Source organism: Pyrinomonas methylaliphatogenes (assembly GCF_000820845.2).
Classification (GTDB): domain Bacteria; phylum Acidobacteriota; class Blastocatellia; order Pyrinomonadales; family Pyrinomonadaceae; genus Pyrinomonas; species Pyrinomonas methylaliphatogenes.
The window spans coordinates 264,681-277,927 of the sequence record NZ_CBXV010000002.1 but is presented as its reverse complement, the minus strand read 5'-3'; the positions used below and the strand labels follow the sequence as shown (position 1 = coordinate 277,927).

At 58.5% G+C, this 13,247-nt stretch carries 10 protein-coding genes; 4 read left to right on the top strand and 6 right to left on the bottom strand.

The window, feature by feature from the left end; genetic code table 11:
• Positions 1 to 82: 82 nt before the first annotated feature.
• Both PYK22_RS02880 and PYK22_RS02875 read left to right on the top strand, forming a co-directional pair.
• Positions 83 to 991 (top strand): TIGR01777 family oxidoreductase, encoded by a 909-nt coding sequence (locus PYK22_RS02880; protein ID WP_041974103.1) that lies wholly within the window; start codon positions 83 to 85, stop codon positions 989 to 991.
• A gap of 287 nt (positions 992 to 1,278) precedes the next feature.
• A complete protein-coding gene (locus PYK22_RS02875) occupies positions 1,279 to 2,646 on the top strand; it encodes a sigma-54-dependent transcriptional regulator (protein ID WP_041974101.1) in 1,368 nt (455 codons plus the stop codon).
• A 127-nt stretch (positions 2,647 to 2,773) separates the two neighbouring features.
• On the opposite strand, the gene PYK22_RS02870 is transcribed toward PYK22_RS02875, so the two are convergent.
• From PYK22_RS02870 to PYK22_RS02855, 4 genes are read right to left on the bottom strand one after another with little or no spacing between them, the layout of a single operon-like run.
• Positions 2,774 to 4,033 carry an ABC transporter permease gene (locus PYK22_RS02870; protein WP_083437556.1) on the bottom strand — a complete coding sequence of 420 codons (1,260 nt, stop codon included), beginning with the start codon at positions 4,031 to 4,033 and terminating at the stop codon, positions 2,774 to 2,776.
• Entirely contained in the window at positions 3,931 to 5,040 is a 1,110-nt protein-coding gene (locus PYK22_RS02865; RefSeq protein ID WP_041974097.1) for an ABC transporter permease, read from the bottom strand. The genes PYK22_RS02870 and PYK22_RS02865 overlap by 103 nt, the downstream gene beginning before the upstream one ends.
• 9 nt (positions 5,041 to 5,049) lie before the next feature.
• Entirely contained in the window at positions 5,050 to 7,029 is a 1,980-nt protein-coding gene (locus PYK22_RS02860; RefSeq protein WP_083437555.1) for an ATP-binding cassette domain-containing protein, read from the bottom strand.
• A gap of 25 nt (positions 7,030 to 7,054) precedes the next feature.
• The gene (locus PYK22_RS02855; RefSeq protein WP_162199778.1) at positions 7,055 to 8,221 is read right to left on the bottom strand and encodes an HlyD family secretion protein; all 1,167 of its coding nucleotides are present in this window, start codon (positions 8,219 to 8,221) and stop codon (positions 7,055 to 7,057) included.
• A 191-nt stretch (positions 8,222 to 8,412) separates the two neighbouring features.
• Here PYK22_RS02855 and PYK22_RS02850 point away from each other — a divergent pair, with 191 nt between their 5' ends.
• Entirely contained in the window at positions 8,413 to 9,066 is a 654-nt protein-coding gene (locus tag PYK22_RS02850; protein WP_041974093.1) for a TetR/AcrR family transcriptional regulator, read from the top strand.
• Between the two features lie 291 nt (positions 9,067 to 9,357).
• A complete protein-coding gene (gene murJ, locus PYK22_RS02840) occupies positions 9,358 to 11,145 on the top strand; it encodes a murein biosynthesis integral membrane protein MurJ (protein WP_083437554.1) in 1,788 nt (595 codons plus the stop codon).
• 346 nt (positions 11,146 to 11,491) lie between these two features.
• Here murJ and dusB read toward each other — a convergent pair whose 3' ends face one another.
• Both dusB and PYK22_RS02830 read right to left on the bottom strand, forming a co-directional pair.
• Positions 11,492 to 12,556 (bottom strand): tRNA dihydrouridine synthase DusB, encoded by a 1,065-nt coding sequence (gene dusB, locus PYK22_RS02835; RefSeq protein ID WP_060635266.1) that lies wholly within the window; start codon positions 12,554 to 12,556, stop codon positions 11,492 to 11,494.
• A gap of 99 nt (positions 12,557 to 12,655) precedes the next feature.
• Complete coding sequence (locus PYK22_RS02830) at positions 12,656 to 13,174, bottom strand: DUF4920 domain-containing protein (RefSeq protein ID WP_060635265.1); 519 nt, start codon at positions 13,172 to 13,174, stop codon at positions 12,656 to 12,658.
• Positions 13,175 to 13,247 lie beyond the last annotated feature (73 nt).

Sequence of the window (13,247 nt, the reverse complement as noted above, 5' to 3'; positions counted from 1 at the left end):
CGGCTTTAGGTGTGCGGGGCGCTCTTACGTTCGCGCTTGATGAACGATGCGTGTAGAGATCGCTTTTAGAAGGGGGGAGAGGATGGAGATAGTCGTCACAGGTTCCAGCGGTTTGATCGGTTCTGCGCTCATTCCCGCTCTGCTGGCCAAGGGATATCGGGTTATCCGCCTCGTTCGGCGGAAAGCGACGGTTGTCCGGCCTGATGGATCAACGGAGGCTTTTTGGAATCCGATGATGAAGCAGATAGACGATAAAGCTCTGGATAACTGTGAGGCGGTGATTCATCTTGCCGGAGAGAACATCGCGGATGGGCGTTGGGATGAGGAGAAGAAACGGCGCGTGCGCGATAGTCGCGTCAAGGGGACGCGATTTTTAGCGGAGACGCTGGCCCGCCTCGAACGCCCGCCTGAGGTCTTTATTTGCGCTTCAGCCATCGGCTATTACGGCGACCGCGGCGATGAGGTTCTGACCGAAGAGAGTCCACCGGGATCTGGGTTCCTTCCTGAAGTTTGTTGCCAATGGGAAGCCGCAGCAGAAGAGGCGAGACGAGCTGGGATCCGCACTCTGCATATGCGCACCGGGCTCGTCTTGAGTCGGCAAGGCCAGCTATTGAAGAGGATGTTGATCCCCTTCAAGATCGGGTTGGGCGGCAAAATAGGCGATGGGCGACAGTGGATGAGTTGGATCGTCATCGATGATGTAGTCGGGGCTTTCCTCCACGTGCTCGAAGATGACACGATAAGCGGCCCGGTCAATGTCGTAGCTCCGCAGCCGGTGACGAACCACGAATTCACGCGCACCTTGGGGCGCGTCTTGAATCGACCGGCCTTCCTCACCGTGCCCGCGTTCGCGTTGCGCTGGGCGTTCGGGGAGATGGCCGATGAGTTGGTTCTAGCGAGCGCGCGCGTCGAACCGCGGAAGTTGCTCGATAGCGGGTACAAATTTTTGTATCCGACGCTTGAAGCCGCTTTGCGCCATTTGCTCGATTGAATCTTTCGAAGGACGATTGCAACTCCAAAGCTCCCTTGCGCGCGTGCGCGCAAGGGAGCTTCAAAGCGAAACGAGCGCGTTTCGTTAAGCGGAATTCAATCGCTCGGCAAGTCGAGGCGATCATTCGTCGTCTCATCTTCCGCGCGGATTTCAAAGGCGATGCTTGACACTCACTTCGGTGGCTCGCTACCATCGACTTCGAGTTACGGCCTTTGCGTCGTAACCGTTAACCTCTTAGCCGGCCCCAGCATCACGCCCAAATAAGTTGCCTGCGGAACCGCTCGAACATGTCCGATATTTTGCTTGTTGAAGATAAAGACAGCTTGCGTCGCGCGCTCCGTTTGACGCTCGAAGCGGCTGGTTACGCCGTCACCGAAGCGCGCGACGCGCGCGAAGCTGGCGACAGGATCGCCACTGCGCGCTATCGTTTGGTCCTGACCGATCTGCGTCTGCCCTGCGGGTCGGGCTTCGATGTGCTGCGCGCCGCGCAGCGCGCAAGCGCTGAAACCCCGGTCATCGTCATGACCGCTTACGGTTCCATCGATGAAGCCGTGCAGGCGATGAAAGAGGGCGCTTACGATTTCCTGCAAAAGCCGGTCGATTCGAACCATCTTTTGCTCTTGGTCGAACGCGCGCTCGAACAGGCCCGCTTGCGCACGGAGAACATCCTGCTGCGCGAGGAATGGGCGCGCCGCTACGGTTTCCCACGCATCATCGGCGAGTCCGAGGCGATCAAGCGCGCCGTGGCCGAAACGCAAAAGGTCGCGCGCACCGCAGCGACCGTGCTCTTGTTGGGCGAATCGGGCACAGGCAAAGAGCTTTTCGCGCGCGCCGTGCACCATCTGAGCGAGCGGCGCGATGGTCCATTCGTCGCCGTCAATTGCGCCGCCATTCCCGAAACGCTCATCGAATCGGAACTCTTCGGCCACGAGAAAGGGGCGTTCACGGGCGCACACGAACGGCGTCCCGGAAAGTTCGAACTCGCTTCCGGCGGCACGGTCTTTCTCGACGAGGTGGGCGAGCTTCCGCTCGGAGCGCAGGCCAAATTGCTGCGCGTCATCGAAGAGCGCGTGGTGGACCGCGTCGGCGGGCGCGCACCCGTTCCGGTCGATGTACGCATCGTCGCGGCGACCAATCGCGATCTGGAAGAGGCGGTGGCGCACGGCGAGTTTCGCGGCGATCTCTTCTTCCGCCTCGCCGTCTTCCCCGTGCGGATCCCGCCGCTACGCGAACGCGGCGGCGACATCGCGCTTCTTGCGCGCCACTTCGCGGCGAAGTTCGGGCGCGAGTTACGCGGGCGCGAGATGAGCGTGAGCGACGATGCGCTGCGTCTTTTGTGCGCGCATCGTTGGCCCGGCAACGTGCGCGAACTGGTCAACGCCATCGAACGCGCCTGCATCTTGGCCGACCGCATGGTCCTGCGAGCGGATGACTTCGCCTTCCTGCAACGGCGCGAGGAGCAGATCGAAGATTGGCGCGAGATGGATCTTTCGGGGTCGCTGGCGGAAGCGGTCGAGCGCGCCGCGCGTTGGGTCGAACGCCGCAAGATCGGCGAGGCGCTGCGCGCGCACGAAGGCAACAAAGCGCGCGCCGCAGAGAGCCTCGGCATAAGCTACAAAACGCTGCTCACCAAGATCAAAGAACATGGCCTGTAGTTATTTTCGATATCACTGAATCAACTCATGAATCGAGCGGCTGAGGACAATCAGTTTGATTTTCGTCATCCTGCTTCAAGTCGGGAGACAGGATAAAGTTCGCTCGAATGGGCTTATCGATCGCGCTTTAGAGTTGTTTTCGAAATCGCCATACGCTGAAACTAATGAGGACAAGGGTAATCCCGAGTAGCGCGAAAATGTGTGGATAAAGCGTTTCGAAGCCGACTCCCTTGAACATGATGCTGCGCGCGATGATGGCGAAGTGCCGCACGGGATTTAGGTTCGTAAGCGGCCGTAACCATTGCGGCATCGCCTCGACAGGTGTCATCGCGCCCGATAGAAGCGAGAGCGGTGGATTAACGAAGAAGCCCATCAACTGTGCTTGTTGTTGAGTTTTGGTGAAAGTCGCGATGAGTGTGCCGATGCCGATGCCGGCCAAGGTGCAAAGAAGTCCGGTGGCGAAGAGCAAAAGTAAACTGCCGCGCACGGGAATGCCAAAGACAAAATAACCGATGCTGAGCACCAACCAAATATCTAACGACAGGAGGAGAAAGAGCGGCGCGATCTTCGCTGTGATGATCTCCAAACTTTCGGCTGGAGTCATCAGTAGTTGTTCGACGGTGCCGGCTTCCTTCTCTCTGACCATCGTCGCTGCGGCGACGAGCGATCCGTTTAGGATGAGCAGTACTCCGAGCATGCCGGGAATGATAAACCAATCGCTGCGCAAGCCTGGGTTGTAGAAAAGAGCCACGCGCGGCACAGCGCTGCGCGCTCGCGGAGGCTGAGCGCGTTTGATACTTACCGTTAAGGGCGAAGCTTGTGTGAGACGGTCGCTCAACGCAGCGATGATGCGTGATGCATAGCCTCCAGCGATGGTGGCTTTGTTCGAATCGACGGCATCGACGAACAACTGGACATCAACGGCTTCACCACGCGCCAACCTTTTGGCGAAATTGCTCGGCACAATAAGTCCGGCGTCTAAATCCCCTGCATCGAGCGCGCGGCTTAACGCATCAGATGATGTGTAGTAACTTTCGACTTGAAACACACCACTTTCGAAAAAAGCTGAAACGAGTTCACGGCTCTCCGGGGTATGACTATCATCAACAACGCCTAATCGGAGATTCCGCACTTGTGGGTTGAGCGCGAAACCGAAGAGAAAAACGAGTAGCGTCGGTGGAACAATGAGCGAGATGACGAGACGGCGATTACGCCTGATCTGCTGCAACTCTTTCATGAAGAGCGCCCAGAGGCGTTGGTTTGTGAAATCTTGAAGAGTTTTCCTCATACATCCATCTGCATGCGACGCATACGTAGCCACGCGATGAGAAAGAAGAGGCTGCCGAGAAGGGCGAGCATCACAGGCACGTGCCATACGGCCGCCCATCCGCCGCCGCGCAAGAAAGCATCGCGCGTGACCTCTATGTAATAGCGTGCTGGCACCAGATGGGAGATCCAGCGCACGCTGGTTGGGATGTTGGCGATCGGGAAAATGAAGCCAGAGAGGAGAAATGAAAGCAAAAAAGCTACGGTTTGCGTTGCTTGAATCGCCGCTGCTTGGTTCCGGATCAGTGTGCCGACGAGCAGGCCGAAACTCACGCTGCAAAAAAGGTAGGCCATCGTGCTTAGGAATAAGGGCGCAGGGGTGCCAGCAAAACGTAACCCGAACAGGGGAATAGCGGACGCAAGTAAAAGCACCCATTCAGCTATTGCCACGCACATGAAGGCGAGCGCTTTCCCCAGAAGATACTCCTGCGCTGAGATGCTTGAGACGTAAACCTGTAGGATCGTCTTTTGCTCGTCTTCGCGCGATGTAGCAAGCGCCGCGAGCAGCGGTGGGAAAAGCGCGAGCATGACGGCGAATGCGCCCGTGCCGATGTGCTTCTCTGACTCGCGACCGGGATTGTACCAGAAGCGAATCTCGGCGCGAATCGCAGGTTGAACTCCAGCCATAAGGTTCATGCGCGTGAGAAAATCCTGTGTTAGGGCAACAGATGTCGCGCGCATGATGTTCGCGGTGTTGGCATCGGTCGCGTCCACGAGCCACTGCACTTCCGTTTCCCGATCACGTTGAAGGCTGCGCTCAAACTGCGGCGGAATGACGATGGCGACGTAAGCCTCATTTCTTTCGAGCGCCTCCGGCGGTTGTGTTGAAAGAGGCAGCGGCGCGACACGAAAGGTAAGCGAGGCCTGCAAGGTTTCGATGTAGCGGCGTGAGGAAGGTGTCCGATCCAGGTCTTGCACCACGACCGGGATATTCGTGACAGAAAGCGAAATCGCCTTCCCAAGTAACGCTAGCAGAACTAGCGGCAATAAGAGCGCAAGCGCGAGCGTCAACCGGTCGCGAAATACCTGCGTCAACTCTTTACGAGCCTGTGCGATGATTCGTCTCATGATACGTTTTCAATCTTCTGGAGCCACTTTCCCCTCACGGCGCGCTCGCTCTACAGTTTGGATAAAAACATCTTCGAGCGAAAAAGGTTCACGATAGGCTCTGACAACATCAATCCCGTTACGCTTCAATCGGTCGGCCAGCTTCTTGATTGCTGTGTCTTCATCCTCATCAACGACTACGTGTAAGCGATCGCCAAAGAGAGAAACGCGCCACCGCTCCATTTCATCCCTCAGGATCTTCATGGCAAGTTGCGGTTCGTCCGTAATGAGTTCGATCAATGTGCCGCGCTGTGCGGTTTTGAGATCAGATGGTGACCCTTGCGCGACCATGTAGCCCGCGACCATCAGGCCGAGGCGGTTACACTGCTCGGCCTCTTCGAGGTAATGCGTCGTGACGAGGATGGCGACGCCGTAATCGGCGAGATCGTTGATCATCCGCCAGAGAGCGCGGCGGGCAAGCGGATCAACGCCCGACGTCGGCTCATCTAAGAAGAGCACTTCAGGTTCGTGCATGATGGAGGCGCCGAAGGCAACGCGCTGCTTCCAGCCGCCGGGCAAAGAGCCTGTCAGTTGTCTCTCGCGACCTTCAAGACCGGAGAAGGAGAGCACCCAACGCTTCTTCTCCTCGCGCTCGCGGCGCGGTACGCCGTACACGCCGGCGAAAAAATCTAAATTCTCTTCAATCGTTAGGTCATCGTAGAGCGAGAACTTCTGCGACATGTAACCGATGCGCTGGCGAACGGAACTTGAACGAAGGTCGCGTTCACCGGCGAGCGTAACTGTGCCGCCAGATGGTTCAAGTAGGCCGCAAAGCATCTTGATCGTCGTCGTTTTGCCGGCGCCGTTGGCCCCTAAAAGCCCGTAAATCTCGCCGTATCTGACTTCGAGATCGACGCCTTTGACCGCTTGGAAATCGCCAAACCGCTTGCTTAAGCTGCGCGCGCTGATGGCGGTGGTGTTCCTTTTCGGCATGCCTGTTTGCCGCGCACGGGGGAATGGCGACAGGCTAACGTCTCCTTCGAGTTCGCGCAAGGTGGCGACAAAAGCGTTTTCGAGCGTCGGTTCTCTGAGATGAAGCTCTGTTACGTTTAAGTCCTTGAGAGTTTCGCGCACACTCCTTTCGCCCTGAGCTACGTCACGCACCAGGACATCGAGGCGGTCGCCAAAGCGCTGCACATCTTCAATCCCACGCGCCTTGCGCAAAAGTTCTTCGGCGCGAGCTAAATCATTGGCGCGCACTTCCAGCCGTTCGAGCCCCAGACTGTGACGAAGTTCAGCGGGAGTCCCCGTCGCATGAATGCGCCCTTCATGGATCAGCGCGATGCGGTGACAGCGTTCAGCTTCATCCAGATAGGGCGTGGCAACGAGGATCGTCATGCCTCTAGCTGCTAAGGGGATCAGCGCGTCCCAGAACTCACGCCGCGACACTGGATCAACGCCGGTCGTCGGTTCGTCCAAAAGCAACACTTTGGGTTCGGCGATGAGTGCGCAAGCCAGCGCGAGCTTCTGTTTCATGCCGCCGCTTAAGCGGCCAGCGAGACGATCCGCAAAACGGTCCATGTCGAACATGCGCAAGTAATGTGCGCTGCGTTCTCTAATTTCCTCCTTCGATAGAAGACGCAATTCGCCGACGTAACGCAGGTTTTCCGCGACGCTTAGATCTTGGTAGAGACTGAAGGTTTGCGTGAGGTAGCCGATCATTGAACGCGCATCGCGCGGTGTGCGCCCGAGGATGGAAGCCTCCCCATCGCTTGGTTGCATCACGCCACCGAGGATTTGAAAGATCGAAGATTTACCCGCGCCATCTGGTCCGATCAATCCGAAGATTTCACCCTTTCGCACCGCGAAGCTGACGCCTTTCACCGCTTCGAGCGCGCCGTAGCTTTTACGCAGGTCGCGGACGCGGATAGGAACCGCATCTTCCAGCGGCTTTTGCAGGAACACATCGGTTGAAGCGGCTGTCCCTTCTGTGACTGCATCGGCGCTCATCTCGCACCTCCGTCGGACGGTCAGCTTACCTAGAAACGAGAATTTCTCCCTCGGCGGTCATCCCTGGCTTTGCGAACCCAAATGCGCCTTTGAGTTGCAGCCGCACGCCGAAGACCTGTCGGACGCGCTCGTTGCGGAAGTAAACGTTCTCGGGAGTGAAGCTCGCCTCTGGATCGACGCGCGCGACGTAGGCTTCAATCGGCTGATTAGGAGTTGAGTCAAGATAAACGCGCGCCGGTTGACCGACGCGAACACGCCCGATTTCAGACTGAGGAACGAAACCCCGCAAGTAGACCTCGCTTAAGTTGACGAGCGTGATGATGGTCGTGCCTGCAACGACGACTTCGCCCGGTTCCGCCACGCGCGCGACGACGGTGCCATCGAAAGGAGCAACGATCTGCAGATCTCTACGATTGGCCCGCGCTTCTTCCAGTTGAGCGCGCGCTCTCTTCGCTTCGGCTTCCGCTGCGGCGATCTCCTCTCGCGCTTGCGCGATCTGTTGTTCAAGGGCATCCACTTGCGCGGACCGAATCGGGGGATTGAATAGATTGGCGCGTGCCGCTTCAAGTGCGCCGCGCGCCGCTTCGACTTGTTTGCGCGCCGCGAGCACCGCGGCAGCTTGCAGTTCAGCATTAGATCGCGCTTGTTGCGCTGTGCGCTCAGATACATCGCCGGAATGAGCAAGCTTTATAAGGCGTTCCGCATCATAACGAGCAAGTTCATATGCGGCTTCGGCTTGCGCGAGCTGGGACTGGGCCGCGGCGACTTGCGCCTCGGCTTGGCGCACGCGCCCCTGAGCGTCTGCGCGAGCTTGAGAAACGCTGATCTCGCTTTGTCGAAGCTGGTCTTGAAGTACTGCGATCTGTCGCTCAGCGGAGCGCCGACGCGCTTCAGCTTGCTCCACGGCTGCTTCTGCCTGATGCTCACGCGCACTCAGTTGATCGTCATCGAGGATCGCTATGACCTGTCCAGCTTTGACCTGATCGCCTTCGCGTACGGTGATTTCACGCACGCGCCCGGGAGTCTTCGCTGCTACCGCCGCTTCGTCGGCTTCGATCCGTCCGCTCAAGGCGATGACCTCTTCGGTCGCTCTGGGCGAGCGTAAGAGGGGAAGCCAGACGAAAAATCCAGCGACAAGCAGCAGCGCAAGCGAGATGAGGAGAATAACTGTTCGTCGAGAAAGATTGCGCATGAAGCGATCTTTGATGACCATGAAACTTCAAGCCCCCGACTTCTACTTGCTGGTTGGGCGCTGATTCTAGTTTCGATCGGTCGGTTGATGATGGTTGATGATGTAAACTAAACCGTTCAGTTCAGTGACATGCTAGCGCATTGGTATAATCCTGTCAAGTTCGATTACACTACTCGCGAAGGGTGAAGGGCATGAGACGCAAACAGACGAACGACCTCGATCTTGAGGGGTTGCCGGAAAAGGCCGCAGTGATTTTGGAAAGTGCGATGCACGAATTTCTTGCGCACGGTTATGCCGCCACCAGTATGGACCGAGTGGCCGCGGCTGCGGGTGTTTCGAAAGCGACCGTGTATAGTTACTTCGAGGATAAAGAGGAGTTGTTCAATGCGTTGATCGAACACCTCGTTCAGAGAAGATTTCGCACGATATTCGGCATGTTGTCAACGCTTCAATCTGCACAAACAGACCCGCATATCGCCTTGAAGCGTTTGGCAATAAGCATCCTCGACGATGTTGCAACCGACAAACAATTTCAAGCCTTCATTCGGCTCATCATTGGCGAATCGGAACGCTTTCCCGAATTAGCCAATGCGTACATTCGCAGCGTAGTCAAGCCGGTTATCAAATCTCTTGCGCAGTATTTAGCTTCTCAAACGCAGCTCAGACTCGCCGACCCCGAAGCAGCGGCGAGGGTTTTCATCGGATCTTTGGTCTATCACTTTCTCATCCAAGAGGTGTTACATGGCAAAGACAGCTTGCCGATGAGGCGTGATCGCCTTGTGGATACCCTGATCACGTTCATCACTTGCAAGGGATCACGGCCATACGAACAGATGTGCGAATAGGTGAGCAGACTCCTCTTGAGCTTAAGATGAGTCTCGGTGCCGAACTCTCTTGCTTCCGTCCCACATGCCGGGGCGCGGATCCATCTCTTGAGGCTATGGCGTGAGATTACGTAAACGATTAGGCTGCCGCCGCTCTTCCAAACCTGCCTATATCCTTATAATGTGGCCTTTGAATCGATCGTCAACTTTATCTTCTCCGACTGTGTGCACTCGTTTTCAGCATCGGTTGCGGTTGGAAGGTAGCTTTGTTTATGCTCGCTCGTCTGAGCGAATTGGCGCGAATGCGAAGAGATGGCTGAAGTGACGAAGCGAATGGACAGCGAATCGGAAGCTTCCACTGGACCGCTCTCTTTGGAAGAGGCCGAGACGGTGCGCGAAGCGGGCGTGGCGGAAGCGCGCGTGGCGGAAGCGCGCACAGCAGCATCGGCGCGCCCGTCGGTGGCGCGTTCAGCCGGAGTCGTCTCGCTGGCCGTGATGGGGTCGCGCATTCTGGGGTTGGTGCGCGAGCAGGTCTTTGCCGCCTATTTCGGCGCGGGGTTCTTGAACGACGCTTTTCAGGTCGGCTTCCGCATCCCGAACACGCTGCGCGATCTGTTTGCCGAAGGAGCGCTCTCGGCAGCGTTCGTCAAGACCTTCACCGACTACATCGAAAAGCGGAGCGAGCGCGAAGCGTGGCGGCTGGCGAACATGGTGATGAACGCGCTCGCCATCGTCTTGAGCGTGATCGTCATCGTCGGGATCATCTTCTCGCCGGAGATCGTCGCCGTGATCGCGCGCGATTTTTCGCCGGAGAAGGCCGCGCTCGCGACGACGCTGACGCGCATCATGTTCCCGTTCATCCTCATGGTCGCGCTCGCGGCGGTGGCGATGGGCGTGTTGAACGCAAAGCACCATTTCGGCATCCCTGCGTCGGCTTCGACCATGTTCAACATCGGTTCGATCGTCGGCGGGCTGGCGCTCGCCTACTGGCTGAGCGGCGGTGGCTGGACCAGCCCGCGTGATCCGAACGCCATCCCGAGCGACGCTGCGCAGTGGGCCATCATCGGCATGGCGTGGGGCACGCTCATCGGCGGCGCGTTGCAGTTCCTGATTCAAGTACCCTCGCTCTTCAAGGTCGGTTTCCGCTTCAAACCGATCGTCAGCTTCACCGATCCGGGCGTGCGGCAGGTGATGCGCTTGATGGCTCCGGCGATCATCGGCACAGCAGCCGTGCAGATCAACGTTCTGGTCAACACCTTCTTCGCTTCGAGCATCAACGGCGGACCATCATGGCTTGCTTATGCTTTTCGCTTGATGCAGTTCCCCATCGGAGTGTTCGGCGTCGCCATCGGGACGGCGACGCTGCCGGCCATTTCGCGTTTCGCCGTGCGCGGGGAGATGGATGATTTCCGCTCGACGCTGGCCTCTTCCATCAATCTCGTCTTCCTGTTTACGATCCCATCGGCTTGCGGTTTGGTCGCGTTGGGCCACCCGATCATCGCGCTGATCTACGAGCGCAAAGCGTTTACCGCTACCGACACGCACATGGTCGCGCTGGCGCTCGCCGCTTACGCGGTCGGCCTTGCCGGTTACGCGGCGATCAAAGTGCTGTCGCCAGCCTTTTACGCGCTCGACGATGCGCGCACGCCGATGATGGTGAGCCTCTTTTCGATCTTGGTGAACGCGGTGGCGAATTACTACTTCCGCGATCTGTTCGGACGCTTCGGCGTAACGCCTTTGACGCCGAACGGTTATGCGCACGTTGGACTGGCGCTTTCGACTTCGTGCGTCGCGCTCGTCAACTTCTTCGCCCTCGCTTTTCTGATGCGCCGGCGCATCGGCAGGCTCGAAGGGCGCCGCATCATGGCTTCGTTCGTGCGGATCGCGCTCGCTTCGATCGCGCTTTCGGTCGCAAGCTACGGCGCGTATCGTTTGCTCGATCCGCTCCTTCCCGGCAAAACTCTGCTGGTGAGACTCGCGGAAGCGCTGATCCCGATCGCCATCGGCTGCGTGGTCTTTTTCTTCACAGCTAAAGCGCTCAGAGTGCGCGAACTCGACCAAGCTTTGAACGAACTGAGGAGACGTTTCCGCCGCCGTTGATCTTGGAAGATGCCTCGCAGCGCATGAGGCAGCCTGAACGATGAAGCGTTATGGTCCAGATGCGAGATAGAACAGCTCACGAACGCGCTCGCCAATCTTTCCAGAGTGGATGCTGCCGCGGTGGCGTCCCGACGCCGCTCAAAAAGGGCCAGCGCGCTCGCCGGGCTTTTTCGAGATAGCGGGATGCCGAGTCCTAAATTCTAGGTTCTCATCAAGCCGGTCAATCACAGCGATCAATTCTCAGCGATCAACCGGAGTCCTGAGTTCCAGGCTCTCATCAAACCGCTTCGCACAGACTAGATGAATCGCCAAGACGGGGCGCGGCGGCTTGAATTCTAGGTTCTCATCAAACCGCTTCGCACAGCGCGTCGCAAGACGTGAGCGCGGGGACGTCGCTTGTGTCGGTCGTCTCTTCGCCCATGTACGGGCGGCCCTGCGCGATGGCGGTGAAGTACTCTTCGATGCGGTCCAGAATCTCTTGGACGGAGTGGGAATGGTAGATCGCCGTGCGGAAGCGAGCGCCGCCCGGCAACCCCTTGGTGAAGTGTCCGGCCAGTTGCTTCATCCGGTTGATGGCGGCGATCTCCGGCATGTCATCGCGCAGCAACTCGAAGTATTCGAGCAGCACAGCGCGCTTGTCTTCGAGCGTCGGTTGAAACGGCTCGCGCCCATGAAGCGCATCTTCGATTTGACGGAAGATCCACGGGTTCATCATCGCACCGCGCCCGATCAGGATGCCGTCACAACCGGTTTCGCGCCAGCGCTGAAACGCGCCTTCGATGGTCGTCACGTCGCCGCTGCCGGAGACGGGGATCTTGACCGCTTCTTTGACTTGGCGGACCAGATCCCAATTGGCGAATCCGCGATAGCCTTGTTCGCGCGTGCGCCCGTGAAGCGCGACGTGCTCGACGCCGCAATCTTCAGCTAGCCGCGCCACCTCGACGCAGTTGATTTCGCGGTCCGAATATCCAGCGCGGATCTTGATCGTCAGCGGGATGGTGATGCCTTTGCGCACTTCGCGCAAGATGGCTTCGAGGCGCGGCAGATCGCGCAGCAAGCCCGATCCGCCGCCATGCTTGACGACCTTCGGAGCGGGGCAGCCGCAGTTGATATCCACGATGTCTGCGCCAGCCTCTTGGGCCATCTCCGCCGCCATGCGCATCCGTTCGGGCTGCGCGCCGAAGATCTGCACGGCGAACGGGCGCTCGTATTCGTGAAAGCGCATCTGCCGCCAAGATTTCGGGTTGTTGCGCGTCAACCCTTCGACCGAGATGAACTCGGAGACGGTCAACCCGATGCCGCCGCGCCGCTTGAGCAAGCAGCGAAAGGCGACGTCGGTGACGCCCGCCATCGGCGAAAGGATCAAGGGCGGGTTGATCTCGATGTCGCGAATCTTGAACGGCTTGGTCATGGCTTTTTACCCGAACAAGGCTCGTCACTATTTTGACGAGCTTGATGGATGTCGCCGACGAAATGGCGGAGCTCGATCGCCCGCTACCCCAGCTCGAGCTTATTCTAAGCGCCGCAGTTCGACGCCCGTTGCGATGAAGCCGATTTCGCTTGCCGTCCCATCCGCGTTGCGGATAAGACGCGCCCCCTCTTCGGTGTAATGGTCGGCTTGTTCTTTGCTCAGTTTCTTGACGACGAACTCGCCTTCGGCGCGCACTCTCATGCCTTGCGAGTTGAGTGGGACGGAAAAGCCGTGATCTTTGAACGTCACGCGCACGCTCTCAGTGGCGCCGAGTCGTGGCGCGACTTCCATCCAGCACCCTTCGCGCGAGCAGACGCGCGCCGCCACGCCTTCGATCACCACGCGCTTGCCCGCGAACTTTTCCGGCTCGCGTAGCGCCGCTGCCAGCGAGACGAGCGGCGAGTCGCCTAGCGGCGCGCCGCGTTTGACCACTTCCGCATCGAGCGGCAACGGGCAACTCGCTTCATCCTGTTTGGGCATAGCGCTCTGCTTCGGCGCCTCTTGCGCGAAAACGCATCCGCTGACAAGCAGGGCGGCTAGAACTATCTTCGGTAACATGATTCCGATATTCTTCCGGCCTCGCTCTCGTTTCAAGCGCCGGGCTAGAACTATCTTCGGTAACATGATCTCC